Annotated in this window: 22 protein-coding genes; 10 read left to right on the top strand and 12 right to left on the bottom strand. The window is 37.4% G+C overall.

Annotated features, from left to right (window positions below):
• Positions 1-108 precede the first annotated feature (108 nt).
• Entirely contained in the window at positions 109-1,425 is a 1,317-nt protein-coding gene (gene ahcY / locus NHE85_RS03895) for an adenosylhomocysteinase (RefSeq protein ID WP_252809856.1), read from the top strand.
• Positions 1,426-1,536: 111 nt separating this feature from the next.
• Here ahcY and NHE85_RS03890 read toward each other — a convergent pair whose 3' ends face one another.
• Positions 1,537-2,097: a DNA-3-methyladenine glycosylase I gene (locus NHE85_RS03890; RefSeq protein WP_252809853.1), complete on the bottom strand. Its 561-nt coding sequence runs from the start codon at positions 2,095-2,097 to the stop codon at positions 1,537-1,539.
• Positions 2,075-2,752: a queuosine precursor transporter gene (locus tag NHE85_RS03885; protein WP_252809851.1), complete on the bottom strand. Its 678-nt coding sequence runs from the start codon at positions 2,750-2,752 to the stop codon at positions 2,075-2,077. Before NHE85_RS03885 ends, NHE85_RS03890 begins: the two co-directional genes overlap by 23 nt.
• 208 nt (positions 2,753-2,960) lie before the next feature.
• Between NHE85_RS03885 and NHE85_RS03880 the strand changes: the two genes are divergently transcribed.
• From NHE85_RS03880 to NHE85_RS03865, 4 genes are read left to right on the top strand one after another with little or no spacing between them, the layout of a single operon-like run.
• Positions 2,961-3,395 (top strand): thioredoxin family protein, encoded by a 435-nt coding sequence (locus NHE85_RS03880; protein ID WP_252809849.1) that lies wholly within the window; start codon positions 2,961-2,963, stop codon positions 3,393-3,395.
• Positions 3,395-4,378 (top strand): FAD:protein FMN transferase, encoded by a 984-nt coding sequence (locus NHE85_RS03875; protein WP_252809847.1) that lies wholly within the window; start codon positions 3,395-3,397, stop codon positions 4,376-4,378. Before NHE85_RS03880 ends, NHE85_RS03875 begins: the two co-directional genes overlap by 1 nt.
• Positions 4,378-4,587: a DUF4266 domain-containing protein gene (locus NHE85_RS03870; protein ID WP_252809845.1), complete on the top strand. Its 210-nt coding sequence runs from the start codon at positions 4,378-4,380 to the stop codon at positions 4,585-4,587. The genes NHE85_RS03875 and NHE85_RS03870 overlap by 1 nt, the downstream gene beginning before the upstream one ends.
• 24 nt (positions 4,588-4,611) lie before the next feature.
• Positions 4,612-5,940: a DUF3570 domain-containing protein gene (locus tag NHE85_RS03865; RefSeq protein WP_252809844.1), complete on the top strand. Its 1,329-nt coding sequence runs from the start codon at positions 4,612-4,614 to the stop codon at positions 5,938-5,940.
• A gap of 162 nt (positions 5,941-6,102) precedes the next feature.
• Here the strand turns inward: NHE85_RS03865 and tsf are convergent, their stop codons facing one another.
• From tsf to NHE85_RS03815, 10 genes are all read right to left on the bottom strand, one after another.
• Positions 6,103-6,927, bottom strand: coding sequence for a translation elongation factor Ts (gene tsf / locus NHE85_RS03860; RefSeq protein WP_252809843.1), 825 nt, complete (start codon positions 6,925-6,927; stop codon positions 6,103-6,105).
• A 101-nt stretch (positions 6,928-7,028) separates the two neighbouring features.
• A complete protein-coding gene (gene rpsB / locus NHE85_RS03855) occupies positions 7,029-7,826 on the bottom strand; it encodes a 30S ribosomal protein S2 (protein ID WP_252809842.1) in 798 nt (265 codons plus the stop codon).
• A 175-nt stretch (positions 7,827-8,001) separates the two neighbouring features.
• Positions 8,002-8,388, bottom strand: coding sequence for a 30S ribosomal protein S9 (gene rpsI / locus NHE85_RS03850; protein WP_252809840.1), 387 nt, complete (start codon positions 8,386-8,388; stop codon positions 8,002-8,004).
• 3 nt (positions 8,389-8,391) lie between these two features.
• Positions 8,392-8,847 (bottom strand): 50S ribosomal protein L13, encoded by a 456-nt coding sequence (gene rplM, locus NHE85_RS03845; RefSeq protein WP_252809837.1) that lies wholly within the window; start codon positions 8,845-8,847, stop codon positions 8,392-8,394.
• Between the two features lie 205 nt (positions 8,848-9,052).
• Entirely contained in the window at positions 9,053-9,424 is a 372-nt protein-coding gene (locus NHE85_RS03840; protein WP_252809835.1) for a hypothetical protein, read from the bottom strand.
• Positions 9,425-9,452: 28 nt separating this feature from the next.
• On the bottom strand, positions 9,453-9,929 hold the full coding sequence (locus tag NHE85_RS03835; RefSeq protein ID WP_252809833.1) for a hypothetical protein: 477 nt from the start codon (positions 9,927-9,929) through the stop codon (positions 9,453-9,455).
• Between the two features lie 162 nt (positions 9,930-10,091).
• On the bottom strand, positions 10,092-12,953 hold the full coding sequence (locus tag NHE85_RS03830) for an alpha-amylase family glycosyl hydrolase (protein WP_252809831.1): 2,862 nt from the start codon (positions 12,951-12,953) through the stop codon (positions 10,092-10,094).
• Positions 12,954-13,002: 49 nt separating this feature from the next.
• Complete coding sequence (locus NHE85_RS03825) at positions 13,003-14,085, bottom strand: SusE domain-containing protein (protein ID WP_252809829.1); 1,083 nt, start codon at positions 14,083-14,085, stop codon at positions 13,003-13,005.
• A gap of 17 nt (positions 14,086-14,102) precedes the next feature.
• Complete coding sequence (locus NHE85_RS03820; protein WP_252809826.1) at positions 14,103-15,653, bottom strand: RagB/SusD family nutrient uptake outer membrane protein; 1,551 nt, start codon at positions 15,651-15,653, stop codon at positions 14,103-14,105.
• 14 nt (positions 15,654-15,667) lie between these two features.
• Entirely contained in the window at positions 15,668-18,727 is a 3,060-nt protein-coding gene (locus NHE85_RS03815; protein WP_252809824.1) for a SusC/RagA family TonB-linked outer membrane protein, read from the bottom strand.
• Between the two features lie 226 nt (positions 18,728-18,953).
• Between NHE85_RS03815 and NHE85_RS03810 the strand changes: the two genes are divergently transcribed.
• From NHE85_RS03810 to NHE85_RS03790, 5 genes are all read left to right on the top strand, one after another.
• Positions 18,954-19,985 (top strand): LacI family DNA-binding transcriptional regulator, encoded by a 1,032-nt coding sequence (locus NHE85_RS03810; RefSeq protein ID WP_252809823.1) that lies wholly within the window; start codon positions 18,954-18,956, stop codon positions 19,983-19,985.
• A 203-nt stretch (positions 19,986-20,188) separates the two neighbouring features.
• Positions 20,189-21,775: an MFS transporter gene (locus NHE85_RS03805; protein ID WP_252809822.1), complete on the top strand. Its 1,587-nt coding sequence runs from the start codon at positions 20,189-20,191 to the stop codon at positions 21,773-21,775.
• A gap of 4 nt (positions 21,776-21,779) precedes the next feature.
• Positions 21,780-22,436 (top strand): beta-phosphoglucomutase, encoded by a 657-nt coding sequence (pgmB, locus tag NHE85_RS03800; protein ID WP_252809821.1) that lies wholly within the window; start codon positions 21,780-21,782, stop codon positions 22,434-22,436.
• Between the two features lies 1 nt (position 22,437).
• Positions 22,438-24,747, top strand: a complete 2,310-nt coding sequence (locus tag NHE85_RS03795) for a glycoside hydrolase family 65 protein (protein ID WP_252809820.1) — start codon at positions 22,438-22,440, stop codon at positions 24,745-24,747.
• Between the two features lie 45 nt (positions 24,748-24,792).
• Positions 24,793-26,631, top strand: a complete 1,839-nt coding sequence (locus NHE85_RS03790) for a glycoside hydrolase family 13 protein (protein ID WP_252809819.1) — start codon at positions 24,793-24,795, stop codon at positions 26,629-26,631.
• Positions 26,632-26,646 lie beyond the last annotated feature (15 nt).

The raw sequence follows: 26,646 nt of genomic DNA, 5'->3' as shown, positions 1-26,646 counted from the left end.
AATTAGGGCAACGGCATATTTTCATATTTTATTGTTAAAGCGGGCTAATTAAAAAAGCATTCACTAAATTTGCAAAAATTTTTTTGCTAATACAAATATACAATATTCATGAGTACTACAACGCTGCCATTCGTGGCATACAAAGTAAAGGATATTTCGCTTGCGGAATGGGGAAGGAAAGAGATTGAGCTTGCTGAAGCTGAAATGCCGGGATTAATGGCACTTCGTGAAGAATATGGCGCTTCTCAGCCTCTTAAAGGTGCGCGTATTGCGGGCTGTCTTCACATGACGATACAAACTGCGGTTCTTATAGAAACTCTAGTAGCCCTTGGCGCTGAGGTTACCTGGAGCTCATGCAACATATTTTCTACACAAGATCATGCTGCTGCTGCTATTGCTGCTGCAGGTATTCAGGTATATGCTTGGAAAGGCCTTACTGAAGAGGAATTTGACTGGTGTATAGAGCAAACGCTTTTCTTTGGTGAAGATCGTAAGCCACTTAATATGATTCTTGATGACGGGGGAGATCTTACCAATATGGTATTTGACCGTTTCCCGGAACTTGCAGCGGGAATTAAAGGACTATCTGAAGAAACTACTACAGGGGTGCACCGTTTATATGAAAGAATGAAAAACGGTACGCTTGTTATGCCGGCTATCAATGTTAACGATTCTGTTACAAAATCGAAATTTGATAACAAATACGGTTGTAAAGAAAGTGCTGTAGATGCTATACGCCGTGCAACAGATCTTATGCTTGCAGGTAAAAGAGTTGTAGTGTGTGGTTATGGAGACGTTGGTAAAGGTACGGCTGCTTCTTTCAGGGGTGCAGGTTCTATTGTTACTGTTACTGAAATAGATCCTATATGTGCGCTACAGGCTGCTATGGATGGTTATGAAGTAAAAAGGCTGGAAACTGTTATTGGTAATGCAGATATTATTATTACAACTACAGGTAATAAAGATATTGTTGTAGGTCGTCATTTCGAAAAAATGAAAGACAAAACTGTTGTTTGTAATATTGGCCATTTTGATAACGAAATTGATATGGCATGGTTAAATAAAAACCATGGTGCATCTAAAGTAGAGATCAAGCCTCAGGTTGATAAATATACAATTAATGGTACAGATATTATTGTTCTTGCAGAAGGCCGTCTTGTAAACCTTGGCTGTGCTACTGGTCACCCAAGTTTTGTAATGAGTAACTCGTTTACTAACCAAACTCTTGCTCAGCTTGAGCTTTGGAATAATAGTGCTGCTTACGAAAACAAAGTATATATGCTGCCTAAGCACCTTGACGAAAAAGTGGCTTCACTTCACCTTGCTAAACTTGGTGTAGAACTTGAAACACTTAACGAGGATCAGGCTGCTTATATTGGTGTTGAAGTACAAGGGCCGTTTAAGCCTGAATACTACAGATACTAATTAGTATTGAGATGTCAGTAATGAGATTTTAGATATTCTCATGCTCGTAAAATAACAAACCCTCGCTTAATGTGAGGGTTTTGTGTTTTATTAAGTTCTCTGTACTTAATACTATTTTCTAAAATCACAACTCATAATGTGATCGTTTACCATGCCGGTAGCCTGCATATTGGCATAAATTACGGTAGAGCCAACAAATTTAAACCCTCGTTTTTTCATGTCCTTACTTATTTTGTCAGACAGGGGAGCGGTTGCCGGAACTTCGCTCTGTAGTTCAAATTTATTGTCAAAGGTTTTATTGTCGCTAAAAGCCCAGTAGTAGTTTGAAAAACTGCCAAACTCATCCTGTATCTTCATAAAAGCCTGTGCGTTGCTCACTGCTGCCAGTACTTTTAGGCGATTGCGTATAATTCCTGTGTCCTGTAGTAATTCTTCAATTTTTGACTCATCATATAAAGCAATTTTCGTGTAATCAAAATCATCAAATGCTTTACGGAAGTTTTCACGTTTACGCAGTATGGTAATCCAGCTCAGTCCAGCCTGAAAGGTTTCCAATACAAGAAATTCAAACAGTTTAGCATCATCATATACAGGCTTTCCCCATTCATTATCATGGTAATCTTCATAAAGTGTGTCGCCAACGCACCATTTACAACGTGTTTTGCTGCTCATACTTTTTGTTTTTATCGTTATGAATGTACTTTTCAATAAGTGAATGTCCAAGATAAATAAGAGGTGTAAGTACTATTGCCTGGACCAGCTTTACAGTATAACCTGTTAGTCCTGATGTTATATAAGTTTCGGTATCCATAATTCCGGTAGCGTAAAAGGCAATTCCTAAAACTATAAAACTGTCAAAAAACTGAGAAATAACTGTTGAGCCGGTACTGCGCAGCCATATCATTTTATTCCCTGTTTTTTTCTTTACAAAATGAAAAAGAGTACCATCTATAAGCTGCGATACCATAAAAGCAGTTATGCTCCCTACAATTATCCAGAGGCTTTGCCCAAAAACACCATTAAATTGAGCATCGGAGGTTCCCATGCCCTTAACAGCTGGTATTTGCATTGCTAAAAACAGCAACACAAAACAATAGGCAATAAGACAGGCGGTTATAAGAGATAATCTCCGTACCCCTTTTTCGCCAAAATATTCATTTATGAGATCGGTAGTGATAAATACGATTGGCCAGGGTAAAATACCCACGCTCATTACATAGGGTCCTATATGTATAAGTTTACCTCCAATAAGTTCGGCAACAACGGCATTGGTAATAAAAATTCCTGCCAGAATTACATATACAGTGTCTTTTCGGGTTTGAAACATAAGTTTTAGGTAATCTTCAAAAGTAATAATTTTTAAACAACTTATTTATAATGTAATTTGACGATAAAAATATTCTTTTAAGTTTTTGTAAACGTACTTTTCTTACTTTTGATATAATTCTTAAGATTTGCTTAAGATTTAATATTAACATTATTATTAGCTATAATCTGCCGTTATTTATTAGTTGTTTTTATAAATGAATATAGATATGAAAAGGATATTTTTAATGTTTGCCTTGTTAGTTTCAATGCTTTCATATTCACAGGAATGGAAATCTTTTGAGGAGGCAAAAGTTTTGGCGCAAAAAGAAAATAAGAATATAATTTTAGTGTTTTCCGGCTCAGATTGGTGTGCTCCATGTATTAAACTGGATAAAAACATCTGGCAATCGGAGGAATTTAAAGCTGAAGCTCAAAAAAAATGGATATTAGTTAGGGCTGATTTTCCTAAGAAAAAAGGAAATGCACTTCCTCAAAATAAGCAGGATGAAAACAAAGGATTGGCTGAAAAATACAATAAAGAAGGTTTTTTTCCTTTGGTTGTTGTAATGGATAAAAATGCCAAGGTAACCGGAAAAACAGGATTTAAAAATATTAAACCATCAGAATATATAGCTTTGTTACATTCGTTAGAGGGTAAATAATGAAGAAGTTTGTTTTTCTTGCCGTACTATTTTCATGCCTTTCCGGTTTTGGACAAATTGTCCATAAAAGGAAACTCATGATGCTTGGCAGTCCTTTTGAAGTTACTGTTGTAGCCAAAGATACTGTTGCGGCAAGTGTTTTTATAGATATGGCTGTTGCTGAGGTAAGGCGTGTTGAGAATCTGATATCAGACTGGATTCCGACCACACAAATATCAGCCATAAACAAAAATGCGGGTATAAAGCCTGTAAAAGTGGATGAGGAGCTTTTTGCATTGGTAGAACGTGCAATGAAGATTTCACAGGTTACCGATGGAGCCTTTGATATTTCGTATGCATCAATGGATAAGATATGGAAATTTGATGGGAGCATGAAAAAAATGCCAACCCCGGAGGCTATAAAAAAATCTGTTGAAAGAATAGGTTATAAAAAAATAATACTTGACACCGTTGCCAAAACCATTTATCTTAAAGATGAAGGGATGAAGCTTGGCCTTGGCGGGATAGGTCAGGGTTATATTGCAGACAGAATTAAAGATATGCTGCTTGCAAAAGGCTGCGTTTCGGGTATTGTGAATGTTTCGGGAGATATTAATGCATGGGGTAAACAACCAGATGGCAATCCGTGGACGGTGGCTATTGTAAACCCGATGAATAAAAATAAGGTATTTGCCACGTTTCCGCTTGAAGACAGTGCTGTTGAAACATCTGGCAGTTATGAAAAGTTTGTTACTTTTAATGGCAAGCGCTATTCGCATATTATAGATCCGCGTACGGGGTATCCTGCACAGGGGGTTATTAGCGTTTCGGTATTTGCCAAACGTACCGAAATTGCCGATGCCCTGGCTACGGGTGTTTTTGTAATGGGTATAGAAGCAGGTCTTAATATGATAGACCAGTTAAAAGGCATAGGCTGCATTATTGTAGATGATAAAGGCGGTGTGCACACCTCTAAGAATATAGATATTAAACAATACGAATAATGAAAAATATAATAGTAGCAGCAGGACTGTTCCTTACCTTATTGTCCTGTAGTTCGGTCAAAGAATATGAGAAGGAAAAAATAAACGATCCTGACATGAAACTTTCTGCAAGAAGCACAGAGCGTTTTGAAACAAATTTTCAGGTATATCGTGAGGCTGCTGCGGGAGCTAATGGTGGTAAAACAGGTGGTGGCTGCGGCTGTAATTAAAATATTTGCAGGATAAATTACTATATGAAACAGATTATATTTCTTTTAATCGTACTTTCTAATTTTTATGCTCAGGCACAAGCCGACAGTACCGATGTGTCATTTAAAAAACGTGTTTTAGATGCTACAGAGGTTGACTTTCTTATGAGCTATTACAAGCAGGATGGTATTCACTCTGCAGTGGCCGGCGGCAGCGGTATGGAAAAACTTACTGATGTTACGCCTACAATAGTTGTAGCAATGCCTTTAAATGATGATGACGTGCTAACTGTAGATGCCGGTGTTTCGGCTTATTCATCTGCTTCATCAGGAAATATAAACCCGTTTGACAGTAAAACACCAAGCCCGTGGCAGGCAAGTTCGGGTGCTTCAGCTTCCGATATGTGGGTAGGGGTTACAGCAGGATATAGTCATAGCTCTGATGACAGGAATACAATATGGAATGCCCATGTTTCGGGTTCTGTAGAATATGATTATACATCTATAGGATTTGGTGGAGGGCTTACTAAGCTGTTCAATGAAAAGAATACAGAAGTAACTGTTTCGGGTAATGTTTATTTAGATACATGGATGCCTATTTATCCTAAAGAGCTGCAGGATTTTGCCGATAATGGCAATAGTACAAATGGAGGTATTTATAATTATTTTAATATTGTCGATCAAAATGGTATAAGCAAAGCGGGTTATGATCCGTCAAGATTTACTTTTTGGAACGACAAAAAGCGTAACTCTTATTCGCTGTCTGTAAGCTTATCACAGGTAATTAATAAAAGATTGCAGGCATCATTGTTTTTTGACGTATTACAGCAAAATGGTTTGCTTTCTACACCATATCAAAGAGTGTATTTTAAAGATGCCGATGATTACTACATCAATAAATTCAGGCTGGCCGATGACATTGAGCGCCTGCCCGATACCCGTTTTAAAGTGCCAATAGGTGCAAGGGTGAATTATTACATCAACGAGACTTTTGTTGTGCGAACCTACTACAGGTTTTATACCGATAACTGGGGTATTACAGCACATACCGCTAATATAGAACTGCCTATTAAGATTACCGATCGTTTTACGGTGTTTCCTATGTACAGATATTATACACAGCAGGCATCTAAATATTTTGCGCCTTATGAAGCGCATTTATCCGCAGAAAGGTATTATACATCTGATTATGATCTTTCTACCTTTGATGCCCATCAATATGGTGCGGGAATCAATTATACCGATATTTTTACAGGAACTAAAATCTGGAAATTCGGCGTTAAGAATATAGATTTCAGATACAATCATTACCAACGGAGTGATGGCCTGGATGCCGATATTTTTTCTGTTGGAGTCAAGTTTGTGCAGCAATAAAATACGAGCCGGTTTTTACCGGCTTTTTTTATGAAAAGTTCCATTGCAAAATAGCTTTATAGTTTCGTTATCTTGTTTTCCGGATGAAGAAGATAAACCATAAAAAAACCCCAAATCAGACAATTTGGGGTTTTTATTTTATATAAAGTGGTTACTTGTTACTTATGCAAGTGCAACCCTTTTAAATCCTGTAACAACAAGAGAAGCATCAACAGATTTAATATACTCACTTACGCTAAGTTTGCTGTCTTTAATGTAATCCTGGTTAACAAGAGTGTTATCTTTAAAGAAACGGCCAAGTTTTCCTTTAGCAATGTTATCAAGCATAGCTTCAGGTTTACCTTCCTGACGTAGCAGGTCTTTAGCGATTTCGATTTCTTTCTCAACTGTTTCAGCATCAACACCGTCTTCGTTAAGAGCAAGTGGAGCCATAGCAGCAGCCTGCATAGCAACGTTACGTGCAGCTTCTTCAGCGCCTTCTACGTTTGCAGAAAGACTAACTAAAGTAGCGATTCTGTTACCAGCGTGGATATAAGAACCAACAAATGCGCCTTCAAGTCTTTCGAAAGAACCTATCTCGATTTTTTCACCGATAACTCCTGTTTGCTCAATTAGTTTTTCTTCAACAGTTATACCGTTAAAGTTTGTAGCAAGAAGTTCTTCTTTAGTGTTAAAGTTAAGAGCAAGTGCAGCGATATCGTTAGCAAGTTTAACGAAAGATTCGTTTTTAGCAACGAAGTCAGTTTCACAGTTAAGAGATATAACAACACCGGCAGTTTTGTCAGCGTTAACAACAGCGATAACAGCACCTTCAGTAGATTCACGGTCAGCTCTGTTAGCAGCTACTTTCTGACCTTTTTTACGAAGGTTTTCAATAGCTTTGTCAAAATCTCCATCTGCTTCAACAAGTGCTTTTTTGCAGTCCATCATACCTGCACCTGTAATTGTTCTTAATTTATTTACGTCTGCAGCAGTTATATTTGCCATTTTGAATGATTGTTTTTAGTTAAAAAAATAAAAGCCGTTATGATGATAATGCTACAAAAGTAAACATCTACCAGCACAACGGCTTTATTGTAATGTTATCTTTACTCTTCTGTAGCAGAAGTTGGAGCTTCTGTTTTTGCAGGAGCTTCAGCAGCAACCGGAGCAGCAGCTTCTACAGTAGCGTCGTCCTGAGAATCTTCTTTATCTGATTTTCTATCAGAAAGACCTTCAACAACAGCACCTGTAACCAGAGATAAGATTTTGTCTATAGATTTAGAAGCATCATCATTTGCAGGGATAACATAGTCAACCTGACGTGGGTCAGAGTTGGTATCTACCATTGCGAAAACTGGAATGTTTAATTTTTGTGCTTCTTTTACTGCGATGTGTTCAGCTTTGATATCTACGATGAATAACGCAGCAGGAAGCCTTGTCATGTCAGCAATAGAACCTAAGTTTTTTTCAAGTTTTGCACGTAGACGATCAACTTGCAGACGCTCTTTCTTAGAAAGTGTGTTGAATGTACCGTCTTTCTTCATTTTATCGATAGCAGCCATTTTTTTAACTGCTTTACGGATAGTAACGAAGTTTGTTAACATACCACCAGGCCATCTTTCAGTGATGTATGGCATGTTTGCAGCAGCTGCTTTTTCAGCAACAATGTCCTTAGCTTGTTTTTTTGTAGCAACGAAAAGGATTTTTCTGCCTGATGCAGCAATTTTTTTAAGGGCTTCATTAGCCTCTTCAATTTTAGCTGCAGTTTTATACAGGTTGATAATGTGTATGCCATTACGCTCCATGTATATGTAAGGGGCCATGTTTGGGTCCCATTTTCTGGTCATGTGTCCAAAGTGTACACCTGCTTCCAGTAAGTCTTTAACTTCTACTTTATTTGCCATTTTTGTAATAGTTTACGTTCTGTTGAGTAAGCAATGGGTAAGTGGCGAATTATTTCCGGCCTTGCCCATTTAGATGCTAAACTAACCCCTCACCTCGGTGGGGCAACAACAACATTGTTTTAAAATTCAATAATAAAATGAATTGTATCCGGCAATAAGCCCGGATAGAAACATATTAACGTTTAGAGAACTGGAATCTTTTACGAGCTTTCTTCTGACCGAATTTCTTACGCTCTACCATTCTAGGGTCTCTTGTTAATAGCCCTTCTGGTTTAAGGATGCTTCTGTTTTCAGCATCTACCTCGCACATTGCGCGGGCGATAGCCATTCTTACAGCTTCAGCCTGACCAGTTGAACCTCCTCCGTAAACGTTGATTTTTACGTCAAAGTTATCAGCAGAACCTGTCATTGTAAGAGGTTGTAATACTTTGTACTGTAAAGTCGCAGTTGGGAAATAAGTTGCAAATTCTCTTTTGTTAACCGTAATTTTACCTGTTCCTTCAGAAAGGTAAATACGGGCAACAGCAGTTTTTCTCCTGCCAATTTTGTGAATAGTTGCCATTTTTTACTTTAAATCGTTTAAATTAACGGTTTTAGGAGTCTGTGCAGCATGTTTGTGCTCAGATCCTACATATACATTCAGGTTGCGGAAAAGTTCTGCGCCTAATTTGTTTTTAGGAAGCATCCCTTTTACTGCTTTCTCTACTAACATTGCAGGGTTTTTTGCCTGTAAAACTTTAGCAGTTAAAATTCTCTGACCACCTGGGTAACCTGTGTGACGGATGTAAGTTTTATCATCCATTTTGTTACCTGTTAGGTTGATCTTTTCTGCATTGATAACAATTACGTTATCTCCACAGTCCACGTGCGGTGTATAATTTGTTTTGTATTTACCTCTTAAAAGCATCGCAACTTTAGAAGCAAAACGGCCCAAATTATGACCTTCAGCGTCAACAACGATCCACTCTTTCTGAGCAGTAGCTTTGTTAGCCGAAATTGTCTTGTAGCTTAATGTGTTCACAATAAATTATTTTAATTAAACATTCCATCCCCAATAAAGGGGTTGCAAAAGTACAATTATTTCTTAGAAATTCAAACAGATGGAAAAATTATTCTTTTCAGGATAATTTTTTGAAGATGAGAGGGGTAAAGGTAAGGTAATTATTCAATTTAGCAATTACCGTATCTGGCAATTATTTAAATTAGCACAATTGAAAATTATGAGGTCATAATTTGTTAGCTTCTTCCCAGTCCCAATAGGTTTCAAGAAAAGTATCATGAAGCATCTCAGCACCTTCATTATCTTCAGAATAGTCAGTTAGTGTAACACCTGTCCATTCTCCTTCCGGGTCAGTTACACCATCTATAGCTGTAAATATATTTGAAACTACATCTGCAGCTGTGTTTGCTATTATTTTCTGCAGCGCACTCTTTAATAGTAAATTGTCATTAATCTTTCGCAGTTCATTTTTTTCGGCATCAGTAAGTTCACTTCCCGGCGGATAGGTAATGTCTTCTGATAATGTGCTGCTGTAATTATTAATGCTTTTATGTATGTCAAGCATTAAAGAATGTATATTGGTGTCTGAAAGCGGCATTGTAATATTTTTATAAAGATATATAATATTACTCTAAAGGCCTTAGTGTATTACTGTAGGTAATTAAAAAAGGAGGATTGTCACCCGGTTTTTTCATAAGATAGATATACTTATGCTTTTGCGCTTCTTTAGCCGGTATAATAATTTCCTTTTTTGAGAGATTGTCAAATACCTTAGTGTCAATAGTATTGTCTATACGTATTTCTTCTGCTATACCTGTTTTCAGGTTTGATATAAGATATCCGCTGTGCAGCTTTTTCTGCGTATTAGATGTTATTATTTTTTCGCCTTTATAATTCTTTGTGAATATGAGTACCGAATACTTCTCTCCGGATGCATTGAGTTTTTTAAGTAGTGCTGTTTCTTCTTTTTCTGATGCCGATTTAAAATCATCTTTATACTGTACGTTCGCTTTCGATTTTGTGGTTACGGCTTTTGAAGAAGAACAGCCTAAAACAACAACTACAAATAACATTGATAATACTATAGAGAACGTTTTTTTCATGGTCATTTTTTTTAAAACAATACACCGGAACATATGGATGCCCATAAAAATAAGATTTACATGTAGTTTTACATTGACTTTTAAGATTTATATAACAAAAAGGCTTTCCATTAAAAATGGAAAGCCCTGCAAGATTTGAATATTTAAAATAACTAACTCAACTTAATTTTTAATAAGCTTTAATGTGCTTTGTCTATTATCGCTATCAGTAACCTTTACAAGATATACACCACTATTAAGGCTGCTTACATCATATGTTGCAAAAGCGGCGTTAGTACCAAATGTTTTTACTAACTGACCTGTTAAGGCATAAATTTGTGTTTTAGCAGAAGCTGTATTTATAGTAAACACATCTGATGTAGGGTTAGGGTATAATGCTACCTGTTCTATTGTTGGCTCATCTGTACCTAACACTACTGTCTGGTTACCATAAATTCTGAATTCTCCCGGCTGCAGATTTATAGGTGCTGCCGTATTTGTTACTTCAAGCGGGCTGTTATCCATAAGATTATACCATGTTCCTGTAGAAGGAAAATCTGGAGTTACAGTTTGTGCAGTTACATTAAAGTTAGAAAGTACAACAACACTGTTTAAAGAAGTTGGAGGCAATGAAGCATCAGAAATATATACTTTTGGAGTTAATGTATTAGTAGAAGCTAATGTATAATCTCCTTCAAAAACGGCTTCATCTTTTTTAAGCTGAATCATCCTTTTCCAGTCATAATATATCTTTGCTCGTTGTGCTACAGCCATCCAGTCCTCTGTCCATTGTGGTTGTGGTTTTGTATCCAGTTTGCAATCGCCGTCTGTACCGCCCGAAGGGTTAACAGAACCATTGTTACAGGTAAAAATAGAAAGATCCCAGCCCAATTCTCCAAAATGCCATATCATTTTAGGACCCGGTACCATGAAAAATACAGCACCCTGAGCACTCATTCTTGATAAAGCAACATTCAGGTCTTTAACGTTATGAGATGCATTTGCAGAATTGCCATACTGAAGATTTTTATACATAAGCCTTTCCTCATCATGGCTTTCGGCATACCCTACAACTCTTTTTCCTAAAAAGCCGCTGTGCGCTAAATGGCCTACTCTTGCAATATTACTTTGGTCAGAATATCCCATCGTAAGCTGATTGTAAGGGTCTGTCATTTTACCCCAAAGCATAACGCCTTTACCTTCGTCATATTTGTAGTTGGCCCATTCTTTTTCTTCTGCATCACTGCCTAAATGTTCAAAAATAGTATAATGTGTAGGGTCAAGGCTCCATGAATAATCGGCATATTCTTTAAGGATATCTACCCTGTCCTGCTGATAGGAGTTAGTACAGCCTTCATCGCCTGCAGTACAGTTTTGAGTAAATCCTTTGGTTAAATCCCAACGGAAACCATCAATATGATATTCTTCGATCCAGTGTTTTACCACTCTTTTTACATAGTTTTTGGTAAGCGGCATCTGGTGGTTGAAATCATTACCAACACTATAGGCATGCTTAGCTACAATATTAAAATAAGGACTGTCAGTACTAGGGCCGCCCCATCCGTCACCATCAGGGTCATTCATCCACATTCGCACCATTGGGTTACGGTCAAAAGCATGATTAAGTGCTACATCTAGTATTACAGCAATACCATTTTCATGGCATAAATCAATTAGTTCTTTTAGTTTGTCTGAAGGGCCATAGAATTTATCGTTTGCCATATGAAAAGAGGTGTTGTAACCCCAGCTTTCATTACCTTCAAATTCCATTACAGGCATAAGCTCAATAGCATTTATACCCAGATTAGTAAAGTAATCTATTTTATCTATAAAATCCTGATAATTCCTGTCAGCGTCAAAGTCTCTTACTAAAGCTTCATAAATAACAAGGTCTTCTTTTTTTGGTTTTACAAAGTCTGTAACCTGCCAGTCATAAGGTGTCTGTCCTGTTTGCAATACTGTAACTTCTCTTTCCTGTCCTGTAGGATATGCAGGCAGGTTAGGATAAGTTGCTGCGGGTATTCCCGGATCATCAAAAGGAGAAAGTACCAATGTAGAATATGGATCAGCAGTTTTTACAATTTTTGGAGAATTGGCAACAGGTGTTTCATCTATTACCCAATATTGATATGAGTATGCTTCTCCGGATGTAAGTCCGGTAAGCTCTAACCAGAATTTTCCGGTTGCGGGATCTTTTTTCATGGCATGTGCCGATGTTGGCATCCAGTTGTTAAAGCTGCCTGCAACATATATATAATCCTTACCCGGAGCATCCAGCACCAAAGTTGCCATTGTGGCATCTGTCCCGTTATAATTTATACCATCTACCAGTCCTGCAGGTATGTCTTCACTCACAGTTACAGGATTTACCACTACAGCAAACTTTTTGGTAATACTGCTCTCATCTTTAGTAATTACCAATTCGTAATTTTGATTACTGGTTATGTTAGTGTGATTGTAAGTGTAGCTTGATGTTGATTCATTTGAATCAATTTCTACACCGTTAGATTTCAGGCTGTAGCTTGCATTTCCTCCGGTATTGGAAGCTGTAATAGTAAAACTTTCGCCGGAAGCAAGCAATGTAGTGCTGTTTTGTGCAGGATTGCTTAGTGTTACCTGAAACTCGCCAACATTTACTAATATATCCTGTGATTTTTTATCGCCTGTGCCATCTTTAGCTTTTACAAGAAATCCTATTCTACCTATACCTGTCCTGTTATAAAAAGTAGTTGGAACAAAAGTTATTGTATAAGTATCGGTACCTGCATTGTAGGTAAATTTATTTGTTTCGGCAGAGGCAGTCCATGAGCCATTGGTAGGGCAGTCCTGGCTGTTTTCATAATTAGTGTCCAAAGACCATCCCCAATAATAAAGCGCATTGTTTGTTACACCCCAGGAAGCTTCATTAATACTGGAGCCATTTATGGTTATAGTTATTGAAGTTCCTTCTTCAAAAGCCGAGGGTGATACGCTGTATGTTACTGTTTGCTGTTGTGCAAAAGCTGTAAGACCAAACAGTAAAAACAATAATGTAAAATTTTTCATAGTGTATAATTAAAAAGGATTGGGAAGTCCCAATCCTTTTAAAAAATTATTATTGCAGTTCCATGGTGTAAGTATATTCCCTTGGATTACTTAAATTTAATTTAACTTTATAAGTTCCCGCTGTAGCTGTAATATTTGCACCTCCATAAGATAAACCGTTTGCACCTTCGCCTGTACCAAAGTTAACGTCCCATGCATTATTAGCTCTAAATTTAAATTCTCCTGCAGATAATGTAATTGTTATTTCCCATACTTTATCTGTAGCATTATATGTCATAGGAGTACTGTTATTCCAGCCTTCGTCACTTCCTGTAGTTGCAAAGCCTACAATTCCCCATTCTGTTGCAGTAAGCTTATATGTAAGGTCATCGGTATTAGCTTCAACACGGTAATAGCCGGTAGCAGGAACTTTAATGTTAGTTTCACCTTCCTGTATTAATACGCCTGAAGTTCCGCTTGCATCTGCATCACCATAATCACCTGTAAAATCTACAGCATTAGGTATAAGTTTAAATTCCGGAGCAGGATCGTTAAAGTAAATATAGCCTTCAAATGCCGGTGATCCATAAGCTTCTGCCTGAATAAACGGAGGCGTAGTATTATCTCCCCAGTTTGGTCCGTATCCGCTGGCAGCTGTAAAATTACCCCTTATATAAAGTTTTGGACTTTCTGTTGTATAAGGAGTAATATTAACTTTAATAGAATTAGAGTTCATTGGCATAGCGTTGTTTGTTCCAAGAGAAGCCGCTATCCTTACATCAAGGCTGCCTTCTTCGTATGGAGCAAGGCCTGCTTCAAGTGCTATTCCATTCAGGTCTGCAACAGTCAGTATTAACACACGATTTGTGGTTGTTCCTGCCAGGATAACGGTTTCAAAATCGGTATCGGCCACAGCCATTTCTATATTATAGGTAATTTCTGTTGGTACATCGTAGTCACCATGATTCCATACTAATGTTAACGCCGGATTTTCCTGCAGATCCGGGTCAAGTACAATAGAAGTACCATCTTCCGGAGAAATAAGCACGGGTGCAGCCATGCCTGTAGCAATTGTTTTGTTGTCATCATCGCTGCACGACATTATTGAAAAAAACAATAATGAGATAAGTGATAGGTTTAATATTTTTTTCATTTTTAGAGTTTTAGGTATTAATAGCCAGTATTTTGAGTTAGGTTAGGATTTGCCTGTAAAGCGGTTTGAGGTATAGGGAATACTTTGTATGTGTCCGGTATCGATGTACCTTCTGCTGTATTTCCTTTCCATGGCCATATATAGCTGCCGCCGGTAAATTTGCCAAAGCGAATAAGGTCAGTCCTTCTGTGTCCTTCAAGATTAAGTTCTCTCGCTCTCTCATCAAGTAGAAAATCAAGGTTAAGTTCTCCTGATGTTATTGCTCCGGCATGCGATCTGTTTCTTACAGCATTAACATAATCTAAAGCCTGAGAAGCGGATCCGCCCGCAGCACCTCTTAATACACATTCTGCATACATAAGGTAAGCATCGGCAAGTCTGTAAAGAGGAAAGTCTGTACTTGAAAATGGCGTTGATACAGATGTTCCTGTGAAATTTGTATTTCTGAATTTTACAGAAGGATATCCGTCAGCCCATACTTTATAATTCGCCATTTCATAATTATGGCTTTCAGTCCAGAACAGTTTAGCCCTGTCATCAGGCGAAGTATCAAGGTCGCCATATAAGCCATACCATGCTTTAGTAGCTCTGTGGCCTGTCCATGCATCGCTTGTTCCAAAGTCATTAATATTCATTGTCTCAGTACTGCAAGATCCGTTTACAATGTAAGTAGTATTACCAAAACTCTGGCTCACTACTGCATCTGCAATAAGTGGGAAGATAACTTCGGTTGAGTTATAATTGTCGCCTGAAAACTGGCTTACAAAACTATCAGCTAAATGATAATTACCTTCATTAATTACTTTATTAGTATAAGTCAGGGCATCGTCCCAACGCTGTGTACCTGTATATACCTGTGCATTTAGGTATAATTTTGCCAGCAGCATGCGTACTACAGATTTGTTTGCTCTTCCGTACTCATTTGTTAGTGAAATTTTTCCTTCTACGTCAAGCAGTTCACTTTCTACATAATTAAAAAGTTCTGTTCTCGATGCTTCAGGTAATGGTTCGGTAGTTCCGTAATTTTCATTAGTAACCAAAACACCTTTTCCAAAACAATCTATCATACTGTAGTAAGCAAGCGCTCTTATAAAACGCAGTTCGCTTACAATTTGCTCTTTATTTTCTATGTTTACTTTGTCAATAGCAAGTATAAGGCTTGTAGTTTGAGGTACTATATAATATACCCTGTCAAATAGATACCTGAAGAATTTATTATTAGGATTCCATCTTGAAGATGTTGTAAGCTGGTCAAGGCCATCATCGCCCCAACGGTTTTTCATACCATCGGCAGTAAATTCCTGAAGGTTAATTATGCTTCTTAAATAAGCAGTTTCTCCCGGATCGGGTCCTGTAATATCAGAGCTTCCCGCTCCTTTGCTTCCCGAAAGAGCAAAGGTGCCATACATTTTAGATAAAAGCCCTTGCACTGCATTAGGGTCTTTCGCTAAAAGGTTTTCTAATGATAACTCTACTTTAGGGGTAGTGTCCAGTTCATCACTACATGAAGAAAGCAGTAACGTCATGGTAAATAACCCCAGAATTATCTTTTTACTTATATTTTTCATATCCAATTTATTTTTTAAAAGTCAAAATTTAAACCAAAACTCCATAGTCTTGGACGAGGATAAAAGTTGCTGTCAAGTGCATTAAAGTTTTCAGGATCCTGGCCTGAATACTTTGTTACTAAAAATGCATTATTTACTGCCGCATAAATGCGTATTGAGCCATAACCACTTTTAATAATATCGTTTACTCTATATCCTAAAGTTATATTGTCACATCTTAAGAAAGCTCCGTTTTCAAGATAGTAATCTGATAATGGAATAGGGTCAAGAATATTTGTAAAACGCGGATCGGCAGCACCATTATAAAAATCAAGTACGTTATTTAAGCTGTTAGAGTTGTTAGGCACCGGCCTGTTTGTCCATCCGCCCTGTAATTTAGCTGCATTATATACCTTACCGTCAAGTTGCCCGTGGAAACTTGCAGTAAAATCAAAGTTCTTATAGGTAAAATTTGTGCTGAAACCATAAGTCCAGTTGGGGCGAAGTGGTGTATAATATCTGTCATTAACATCTATAGTACCATCTCCGTTACGGTCTTTATAAGCTCCTACAATCGGGCGTCCGCTTTTGTCGTATAACTGCTCATACATATAAGCTGAATATGGCTGTTCGCCCACCGCATGCCTTGCGAAAGTTATACCGGTAGATACAGGTAATTTAGCTTCAACGGGGTCAATAGATGATCTTCCGCCAAGATCTGTAACTTCACCAATATTGTAAGCAATATTGCCTAATAATTCCCATTTAAAATTATCTGTAGTTATCGGTTTTAAACGCAGGTCTACTTCCACACCTTTGTTAGTTAGAGATCCGATATTCTGAATAATTTCATTAGAAAGGTATTGCCCCGGAGCCACAGAAGTTTTTACTAAAAGATGATCAGTATCTCTTTTATAAACATCTAGACTACCTGATAAAATATCATTTTTAAAAAAGGCAAAATCAAGGCCTACGTTATAAGTAGTAGTAGTTTCCCATTGTAGGTCATCATTAAATGCTAAGGGGCTATAAGTGTTATACCCTGGCAAATATTGTCCATTAGTATCTCCCGGCTCATAAAGCGCAGAAGTTGGGTAATATCCAGCGCTTTGCGTAATATCCTGTTGACCAGTCTGGCCATAGCCTAAACGCAATTTAAGATTGGTAATAGTTTGGCTGTTTTTAAGGAAATTTTCGTCTGTAATTCTCCATGCCAACGCTGCTGCCGGATAATAACCCCATCGGTTATCTTTTCTGAAGAATGATGAACCATCTGCCCTCATTGTTAATGTTAGCAGGTATTTATCTGCAAAGTCTACATTTGCACGCCCAAAATAAGATTCCAGTACAGATTTATTGTAGTATCTGTTATTTGGGTTTTGAGCATTTACAGCCAGTTCCCTGTCTCCGGTAGTACTATTATATCTGTAGATTTCTTTATATCCGTCATTTTTAAAATCCTGATAAGTATGCCCTGCCTGTGCATCTACACGGGTAATAAAGCCTGAAAAGTTTTTAGTATAAGCAAGGTATGTATCTAAAGTCCTATTAGTAATATTTTGGTTTTCGCCATAATTTTTACCAGGGTGATACCTGTAAGTACTTGTTGTATTATCTAACTGATAAGCAGCAAAAGCTTTGTCGGTAAATGTTTCGGTAATTTTAGATCTTGATGCCTCAACACCCATATTTACAATGGCTCTTACATCTGGTAAAAAATGCAGTTTGTAATCAAGCTGCATACTGGCAATTAATTTCTGAATTTCTTCAGGCCTGCTTCTTTCTCTTAAAAGGTTTACCGGGTTAAATTGCCCGTCCAGTTTACCTGTGCTTCCTGCAGTAACCTGAGCGTAGCTTCCGTCAGCATTATAAATAGGTTTTGTAGGGTCCATGTTAAGAGATCCTGCTATTGCCGCTGCTTCATCAATGGCATTCTTTTTAGATTTCATGCCTTTTGCACTAAAATCAACTTTTAAATGGTCATCTAAAAAAGTTGGAGTTACTTTAAGTGAAGCTGTATAACGTTCGTAGTCACTTGTTTTTACAAGAGCTTCGTTTTTAAGATATCCAACAGATGCCCTCACAGGAAGCGTCTTAAACAATTTGCCGCTTGCGCTAAAATTATTGTCTGTTAGTATAGACGTTCTCATAATTGCATCCTGCCAGTTAGTGTTAGAAAGTATTCTTCCTTCTATCTGTGGTGTTGCAGGATTGTCAACAAGTTCATTACTAGGGTCATCTACACCTAATTTGTTAGTTAGGTCCGGATGGTATTCCTGGATGAATTTGGTAAACGTTTTTGCATCCATCATATCTATATGCTTTGTAACATTACCAAAAGCAACATTGGCAGAGTAGGTAAATTGCGGTGTTCCTGAAGTACCTTTTTTGGTTGTAATTATAATTACACCATTGGAAGCTCGTGAACCATAAATAGCAGTAGCTGATGCATCTTTTAATATAGTATAAGATTCTATATCATTAGGATTAAGCATTGCAAAAGGATTGCTTGTTCCAGCCGGGCTTACATAGTCTAATGGTACGCCATCAACTATGATAAGCGGACTGTTTTGTGCAGTAAGTGAACTTCCTCCACGTATCCTGATATTTGGTGCTGCATCCGGCTGGCCACCTGCATTTGTAATTCTTACACCGGGTGAACGTCCCGTAAGCAACTGGTCTGCATTGACAATAGCACCTTTATTAAAATCCTTTGCAGATACTACGTCAACAGCTCCTGTTGCGTCTTTTTTAGTAGTGGTTCCGTAACCAATAACTACTACCTCCTGCAATTGCGTTGCATCTTCCTGAAGGCTAATGTTCAGGCTGCTTTGTCCGTTATATTCTACCACCTGATCTGCATAGCCTAAAAAGCTAATTAAGATACGGTCGCCGGTATTAACGTTTGTTAATGTAAAGTTACCATCAATGTCGGTAGAAGTACCATTTGTAGTGCCTTCTACAATCACATTTGCACCAGGTATGGGCTGGCCGGATGTGACATCACTAACCGTTCCTTTTAATGTGCTCTGTGCCAGCGCAGTAAAGGGCAGGAGTAGTAATAAAAGCAATAACTTTGAGTAGATTGTTTTCATACAAGTTGTTTGGGTTAATTTTGGGTTTAGTACTTGCTTATAATTCACTTTCAATGTTAAAATTATGTAAATTCTGCTACCAAAAAAACGTTTTCGTAATATGTACCCACCGAAAACGTTTGCGTGTTGAAAACTTTCTATATTTTACAGAATTTCAGTAAGATAATTGTTACTAATAAAATTAAGACCTATCTTTATTTCGAAAACCCTACTTTAACATCTTTTTATGAAAAGAAAAGTAACTCTTAAACAAATTGCAAAAGAGCTTGATGTGTCTATTTCAACAGTGTCTAAAGCACTACGTAACAGCATAGAAATTAGTGAAGATACACGGCAGAAAGTGCAGGCTTTTGCAAAACTTTACAACTATAAACCCAATAATATTGCTTTAAGCCTTAAAAACAAAAAAACTAAAACTATAGGTATTATAATCCCCGAAATTGTACATCATTTTTTTGCCACTGTAATTAGTGGTATAGAACAGGTTGCAAACGAAAATGGTTATAATGTAATTGTGTGCCTTAGCGATGAATCTTTTGATAAAGAGGTAATAAATATGGAAATGCTGGCTAATGGCAGTACCGACGGATTCATTATGTCACTTTCTAAAGAAACCCAGTTAAAAAAAGACTTTCACCATATAGTAGAAGCTATTAACCAGGGAATGCCTGTTGTTATGTTTGACAGGGTTACTAATGATGTGCTTTGCGATAAAGTAATTATAGATGATCAGCTTGCGGCTTATGACGCAGTTGAGTTTTTAATTAAACACGGATTTAAGAATATAGCACTTGTAACTACCGTAGATTATGTAAGCGTTGGAAAACTGCGTACTGATGGCTACATAAATGCATTAACAGATCATGATCTTACTGTAAATGAAAATCTTATTGTTAAGATTGAGGATATAGATAACTGTGCATCTAAAATAGAAAAGCTGCTTTTAGAAAATAAACCTGATGCTATTTTTGCGGTAAATGAACTTTTTGCGGTTACAATTATTAAGCTTGCCAATAAAATGGGACTTAAAGTACCCGATGATATATCTGTTATAGGATTTACCGATGGTATTATTTCCCAGTTTTCTACACCAACAATTACCACAGTCAGTCAAAATGGAATTAAAATGGGCGGCCGCGCTGCAAAAATGCTTATTGAAAGACTTGAAATGGAAGAAAGTGAGGAAGAAAATGAACAATATCGTACCGAACTTATAGAAACTCACCTTGTTGAAAGAGAATCTACGTCAACGTTGTAGTTGAAGTTAAAGTGTTCATTTTTAATTATTTAATAAATTGATTCCGGCTCTGCTGCCGGAATTTTTTTTTCGCTAAAAAGTTTTTGAGATTAAAAAACAATTATATTTGTCCTGATTATCAAAGCTTATACTTCACTTTCAACCATAAGTTTTTGATAAGCACATAACGCGCTTATCGTAGTAATAACCATTAAATTACGATAATGGAAAAGCGTAAATTAAGTTTCTGGGAAATTTGGAACATGAGTTTCGGTTTCCTGGGAATACAAATGGGTTTTGCTCTGCAAAATGCCAATGTGAGCAGGATATTCCAAACGCTGGGTGCCGAAATTGATGACATCCCTGCATTATGGGTAGCTGCTCCACTCACCGGACTTATAGTTCAGCCAATTATCGGATATTTTAGTGACCGCACCTGGACAAGGCTTGGCAGAAGAAAGCCCTATTTTTTAATTGGGGCGCTTTTGGCATCTGTAGCATTATTCATAATGCCTAATTCGCCCGTTTTGTGGTTTGCAGCAGGAATGCTGTGGATACTGGATGCGTCTATAAACATAACTATGGAGCCATTCAGGGCTTTTGTGGGCGATGTACTTAATGACAGGCAGCGTACTTCGGGATTTGCTATGCAAAGTTTTTTTATAGGGCTTGGTGCTTATGTAGCTTCTAAACTGCCTAATATTTTAACGTATTATAATGTTAGCAATGTAGCACCTGCCGGGCAGATACCGGACTCTGTAAAATATTCTTTTTACATAGGCGGTGCGGCTTTTATTATTACAGTACTAATAACCATATTTACAACTAAAGAATATTCGCCTAAAGAACTGGAAGCATTTGAAAACTCTGAAAACGAAGAATATCATATAGAAGAAAAGCCTGCCTCATGGTTTAATACCAATGGCAGCATGCATCTTACCATAGGTAGTATAGCACTGATTATAAGCTTTATTTTTACATGGATTATTGCATTATATGATCTCAAAAAAGATCTGTATGTTCTTTCATTAGGGCTAATAGGTTTAGGAGGACTGGCGCTTGTTATTTCAGGAATTTTTCAGAAGAAAGGCAATTACAATAATGGTTTTGTAACCATAATGAACGATTTTCAGTTTATGCCACGTGTTATGAAACAACTGGCAGTTGTTCAGTTTTTTACATGGTTTGCATTATTCTCTATGTGGATATACACCACAGGAGCGGTTACAGAACATATTTTTAAAACAACAGACACTACATCTGTAGCTTATAATACCGGTGCAAATGTAGTTAATGAAATGTTTGCCAATTATAATCTTGTTGGTGCTATTGCCGCTTTTTTATTGCCACTTTTGGCAAAGCGTACCAGCCGTAAGTTTACCCATTTTATGGCACTTGCTGCCGGCGGAGTAGGTTTGGCATCTGTTTATTTTTTAGGCAATGCAGGAACTTTTAATGATGTTATCTTCAGAATAGGATCGCCTGAAAATTATTTCAACTTTACTTTTTATATGTACGATTTAAGTATGCTGGGTGTAGGTATTGCCTGGGCCAGTATTCTTTCAATTCCGTTTGCCATGTTAAGCGGTTCGTTACCGGTATCAAAAATGGGATATTACATGGGGGTATTTAATTTCTTTGTAGTTATACCGCAATTGCTTGCTGCTTCAATACTGGGTTTTTTAGTTTCATTCTTTTTTAATAATGAACCTATCTATGCATTGCTTATAGGTGGTATATCTATGGTTATAGCAGGTATTGTTGCACTTATGGTAAATGACAAAGCAGACATCAACATCAATCAAAAATAAATCAATGAATCCAAAAGCATTTATATTCGACCTTGACGGGGTTATTGTAGATACTGCCAAATATCACTATTTGGCATGGAAAAAAATAGCCAGCCGTTTGGGTATCGATTTTACACATGAACACAACGAACTGCTAAAAGGCGTAAGTCGTATCCGGTCACTGGATATTATACTGGGTATAGGCGGTATAGAAGCCTCTCAGCAAGATAAAGAAAAATGGCTGATAGAAAAAAATGAAGACTATCTTAACTCAATTGCCCATATGAAAGAAGATGAAATTTTGAGTGGGGTGGTGCCTGTGTTGCAATATTTAAAAAATAACGGACAAAAGATAGCCTTAGGTTCTGCCAGTAAAAATGCAAGGCCAATACTTGAAAAAGTTAAGGTACTTGATTTTTTTGATACCATCGTAGATGGTAATGATGTTACCAATGCCAAGCCCGACCCTGAGGTTTTTTTAAGGGCAGCACAAATGTTAGGCATTGAGGCAGATAAATCGATAGTTTTTGAGGATGCAGTTGCAGGCATACAGGCTGCCAATGCTGCCGGTATGGTAAGTATTGGTATTGGCGATGCTAAAACACTGCATGAAGCTCAATATAACTTTAACGATTTTACAGAAATAGACACTGATTTTTTACAAACTTTAGTTAACAGATAAAATGAACCAGGATTATATAGTACCGGATAATTGGTCGATAATAGAAGAGGGATTTGATGCGGAAAGGGTAAAGTCTTCCGAGAGTTTATTCAGTATTGGTAATGGTGCCATGGGGCAGCGTGCTAATTTTGAAGAAAACTATACAGGGCAAACCTTTCAGGGAAGCTATATAGCAGGTATTTATTACCCCGATAAGACAAAAGTGGGCTGGTGGAAGAACGGCTACCCGGAATATTTTGCCAAAGTACTGAATGCACCCAACTGGATAGGTATAGATATTACTATAAATGATGAAGTACTTGACCTGAACAAATGCAGTGCGGTAAAAAACTTTAAGCGCGAGCTTAATATGAAAGAAGGTTGGTACAACCGATCTTTTGAAGCCACGCTACAAAACGGAATTGAGATAGGGGTAAATGTTAGGCGTTTCCTTTCCCTGAAAAATGATGAGCTTGGTGTTATTAATTATCAGATCATACCGCTTAACAGAGCTGCTAAAATTACTTTTAGCCCATACATAGATGCCGGTGTTCATAATGAAGATGCTAACTGGGAAGAGAAATTTTGGGAACCACTAGATGTTCAGCATAACAGTAACGAAGCATTTGTAACTGCCAGAACTTTTAAAACCCATTTTAATGTTGCAACCTATATGCACAACAGCATAATGGTAAATGGCAGAGAAGCAGAAATACTTCCTGTGAGTGTAGAGACCTTAAAAGACAAAGTACAGTTTAGCTATACTGTTGAGGCTAACCCTAATGATAGAGTAGCAATGATTAAGTTTGGTGGTTATACAGTTTCACTTAATCATGCTAACGACAAACTGGTTGATGCTGCTAAAAATGTAATTACTCTGGCGAAAGCCAAAGGCTATGAGGCTTTACTTGAGGAACAAAAACAGGCCTGGGCCGGTATTTGGGAAATGGCAGATATTACCATTGAAGGCGATGTGAAGGCACAACAAGGCATCCGTTTTAATATTTTTCAGTTAAACCAGACTTACCTAGGGAAAGACCCAAGGCTTAATATTGGCCCCAAAGGTTTTACAGGAGAAAAATATGGAGGAAGTACTTATTGGGATACCGAGGCATATTGCATACCGTTTTATATGGCTACCAAAGATCAGCAGGTAGCCCGTAATTTGCTTACGTATCGCTACAATCAGTTGGATAAAGCAATTGAGAATGCGGCAAAACTTGGTTTTAAAAACGGAGCAGCACTATACCCAATGGTTACCATGAATGGGGAAGAATGCCATAATGAATGGGAAATTACCTTTGAGGAAATTCACCGTAACGGCGCTATAGCATTTGCAATTTATAATTATTACCGCTTTACAGGCGATTATAGCTACATTCCTGAAAAAGGCCTAGAAGTACTAATAGGTATTGCTCGTTTCTGGCAACAAAGGGCTACGCTCTCTGCGCAAAAAAATAAGTACGTTATTTTAGGTGTAACAGGTCCTAATGAATATGAGAACAACGTAAATAATAATTTTTATACCAACTACATTGCAAAATGGTGTATTGATTATGCTATTGAACAGATAAAACGTGTAGAAGAAGAATATATAGGTGACTACAACCGTATTATAGCTAAAACTAATTTAAATAATGAAGAGGTAGCGTTGTGGAAAAAGGTTTCTGATAATATGTATTTTCCATTCTCGGAAGAGCTCGGAGTTTATCTGCAACAAGATGGTTTTCTTGATAAGGAATTGGTTAAAGTAGCCGATCTTGACCGCAGCCAGCGCCCTATAAACCAAAAATGGTCATGGGACAGAATACTACGTTCACCATACATTAAGCAAGCTGATGTTTTACAGGGCTTTTACTTTTTTGAAGATCATTTTACCAAAGAACAGCTTGAAAAACATTTTGATTTTTATGAGCCGTTTACGGTTCATGAATCGTCATTATCGCCATGTGTACACTCTATACAGGCTGCTGTGTTAGGCAGAATGGAGCAGGCATATACTTTTTATTTAAGAACATCGCGTCTTGATCTGGATGATTATAACAAAGAAGTAGAAGAAGGCTGCCATATTACAAGTATGGCAGGTACATGGATGAGCATTGTTGAAGGTTTTGGAGGAATGAGGGTTAAAAATGATGCCCTGCATTTTGAACCAAGAATACCGCAGCAGTGGGAAGGTTATTCGTTTAAAATTAATTTCAGGAACCAGATATTGAAAATTTCAATTCATCCGGGAGAAACGAAGTTTAACCTGGAAGGGACACAGCCACTTACAGTATATGTAAACGGGAAAGCGGTAAATGTAGAACCAAATACATTGGTTACAGTATAATATATAACCTGCGGGATTATCCTGCAGGTTTTTTAATATCAAAACATGAAAAAATTATTCAGTCTTTTATTATTGCTTGCAACATTTACAGGCTTAGCACAGATACAAAAAGCAGAACCGCCTTTTTGGTGGAGAGGTATGCATAATCCTGAACTGCAAATTATGTTTTACGGTAAGGATATTGCAAAATATACGCCTTCGGTTTCCAACAATATAGTTATAACCAACGTAGTAAAAACCGAGAACACAAACTATATGTTTGTTACTATTGATACTAAAAATATTCCGGCTTCTGATTTTACTTTTTCATTTAAAGACAAAAACAAGGTAGCCTTTACATATAAATATTCGCTTAAACAGCGAAAAGCAAAGTCGGCTGAAAGGGAGAGTTATGATGCTTCGGATATGATGTATCTTATTATGCCGGACAGATTTGCTAATGGTAATCCGGATAATGACACTAATAAAAGCCTTAATGAAAAAGCAGACCGTAATAATCCGGGAGGGCGGCACGGTGGCGATATAGAGGGAGTTATTAAAAATCTTGATTATTTAGAAGAACTTGGTGTTACTGCACTTTGGAGTACACCATTATGCGAGGATAACGATAAAGGCTATTCTTATCATGGTTATGCTCAAACAGATGTGTATAAAATAGATCCGCGATACGGTACTAATGAAGATTATGTACGCCTTTCAGCAGAATTGAAAAAACGCGATATGAAACTGGTTATGGACTATGTAACCAACCATTGGGGTGCAGAACACTGGATGTATAAAGATTTGCCAACTTATGACTGGGTACATCAATTTCCCGGATATTCACAGAGTAATTATCGTATGACTACTCAGTTTGATCCGAATGCATCTAAAACGGATGCAAGGCAATGTATGGATGGGTGGTTTGTACCTTCTATGCCCGATCTAAACCAAAGTAATCCGTTAGTGCTTAATTATCTTACCCAAAATGCTATATGGTGGATAGAATATGCCGACTTAGGCGGTTTTCGTGTAGATACCTATTCTTATAACGATAAAGCAGGTATTGCCAAATGGACAAAAGCTATTACTGACGAATATCCTTATTTTAATATAGTGGGCGAAGTATGGATGCACGACCAGGCACAAATGGCCTATTGGCAAAAAGACAGTAAAATTGCTGCTATACAAAGTTATAATTCTTACCTGCCAAGCGTTATGGATTTTACCCTGCATGATGCTCTTGGCAATGTATTTAATGAAGATAAATCAGGCTGGGATTCGGGTATGCAAAAAGTATATGACAATTTCACTAACGATTTTTTATACCCAAACATCAATAGCATATTAATTTTTGCCGAAAACCATGATACGGGCCGTTTTAACGAAATCTATAAGAATGATTTTAATAAATACAAAATGGCAATGACCATTCTGGCTACAGTAAGAGGTATTCCACAACTGTATTATGGCAGCGAAATAGGCATGGCTGGCGATAAAGGGAAAGGCGATGCCGACATACGAAGGGATTTTCCGGGTGGCTGGAAAGGCGATACAAATAATGCCTTTACTAAGGCGGGGCGTACTGCCGAACAGCAAAAATTCTTTGAACTGACTTCTAAGTTATTTACATGGAGAAAAGGTAAAGATGTTATTCATCAGGGTAAAATGACACATTACCTGCCCGATAATAATGTGTATGTATATTTTAGGCATAATGACAAAGAATCAGTAATGGTTGTTGTTAATAACAGCAATGAATCGAGAACATTTGGTACGGCACGTTTTGCTGAAAATTTAAAAGGATATACAGCAGGCAACGATGTAATTACGGGTAAAAATGTAAGTGTAACAGGAGATATTACTATGGAACCAAAATCTGTATTACTACTGGAACTTAAATAAGCAATTAAAGAAACT

Source organism: Flavobacterium sp. NRK1, from assembly GCF_024054175.1.
Classification (GTDB): Bacteria; Bacteroidota; Bacteroidia; order Flavobacteriales; family Flavobacteriaceae; genus Flavobacterium.
The sequence above is the reverse complement of the archived record's forward strand: the minus strand, read 5'-3'. Positions and strand labels throughout refer to the sequence as shown.

Excerpts from the sequence above, each read along its gene's own strand:
- ahcY (WP_252809856.1), top strand. The coding sequence starts at position 109 with ATGAGTACTACAACGCTGCCATTCGTGGCATACAAAGTAAAGGATATT.
- NHE85_RS03890 (WP_252809853.1), bottom strand. The coding sequence starts at position 2,097 with ATGAGCAGCAAAACACGTTGTAAATGGTGCGTTGGCGACACACTTTAT.
- NHE85_RS03885 (WP_252809851.1), bottom strand. The coding sequence starts at position 2,752 with ATGTTTCAAACCCGAAAAGACACTGTATATGTAATTCTGGCAGGAATT.
- NHE85_RS03880 (WP_252809849.1), top strand. The coding sequence starts at position 2,961 with ATGAAAAGGATATTTTTAATGTTTGCCTTGTTAGTTTCAATGCTTTCA.
- NHE85_RS03875 (WP_252809847.1), top strand. The coding sequence starts at position 3,395 with ATGAAGAAGTTTGTTTTTCTTGCCGTACTATTTTCATGCCTTTCCGGT.
- NHE85_RS03870 (WP_252809845.1), top strand. The coding sequence starts at position 4,378 with ATGAAAAATATAATAGTAGCAGCAGGACTGTTCCTTACCTTATTGTCC.
- NHE85_RS03865 (WP_252809844.1), top strand. The coding sequence starts at position 4,612 with ATGAAACAGATTATATTTCTTTTAATCGTACTTTCTAATTTTTATGCT.
- tsf (WP_252809843.1), bottom strand. The coding sequence starts at position 6,927 with ATGGCAAATATAACTGCTGCAGACGTAAATAAATTAAGAACAATTACA.
- rpsB (WP_252809842.1), bottom strand. The coding sequence starts at position 7,826 with ATGGCAAATAAAGTAGAAGTTAAAGACTTACTGGAAGCAGGTGTACAC.
- rpsI (WP_252809840.1), bottom strand. The coding sequence starts at position 8,388 with ATGGCAACTATTCACAAAATTGGCAGGAGAAAAACTGCTGTTGCCCGT.
- NHE85_RS03840 (WP_252809835.1), bottom strand. The coding sequence starts at position 9,424 with ATGCCGCTTTCAGACACCAATATACATTCTTTAATGCTTGACATACAT.
- NHE85_RS03835 (WP_252809833.1), bottom strand. The coding sequence starts at position 9,929 with ATGAAAAAAACGTTCTCTATAGTATTATCAATGTTATTTGTAGTTGTT.
- NHE85_RS03830 (WP_252809831.1), bottom strand. The coding sequence starts at position 12,953 with ATGAAAAATTTTACATTATTGTTTTTACTGTTTGGTCTTACAGCTTTT.
- NHE85_RS03825 (WP_252809829.1), bottom strand. The coding sequence starts at position 14,085 with ATGAAAAAAATATTAAACCTATCACTTATCTCATTATTGTTTTTTTCA.
- NHE85_RS03820 (WP_252809826.1), bottom strand. The coding sequence starts at position 15,653 with ATGAAAAATATAAGTAAAAAGATAATTCTGGGGTTATTTACCATGACG.
- NHE85_RS03815 (WP_252809824.1), bottom strand. The coding sequence starts at position 18,727 with ATGAAAACAATCTACTCAAAGTTATTGCTTTTATTACTACTCCTGCCC.
- NHE85_RS03810 (WP_252809823.1), top strand. The coding sequence starts at position 18,954 with ATGAAAAGAAAAGTAACTCTTAAACAAATTGCAAAAGAGCTTGATGTG.
- NHE85_RS03805 (WP_252809822.1), top strand. The coding sequence starts at position 20,189 with ATGGAAAAGCGTAAATTAAGTTTCTGGGAAATTTGGAACATGAGTTTC.
- pgmB (WP_252809821.1), top strand. The coding sequence starts at position 21,780 with ATGAATCCAAAAGCATTTATATTCGACCTTGACGGGGTTATTGTAGAT.
- NHE85_RS03795 (WP_252809820.1), top strand. The coding sequence starts at position 22,438 with ATGAACCAGGATTATATAGTACCGGATAATTGGTCGATAATAGAAGAG.
- NHE85_RS03790 (WP_252809819.1), top strand. The coding sequence starts at position 24,793 with ATGAAAAAATTATTCAGTCTTTTATTATTGCTTGCAACATTTACAGGC.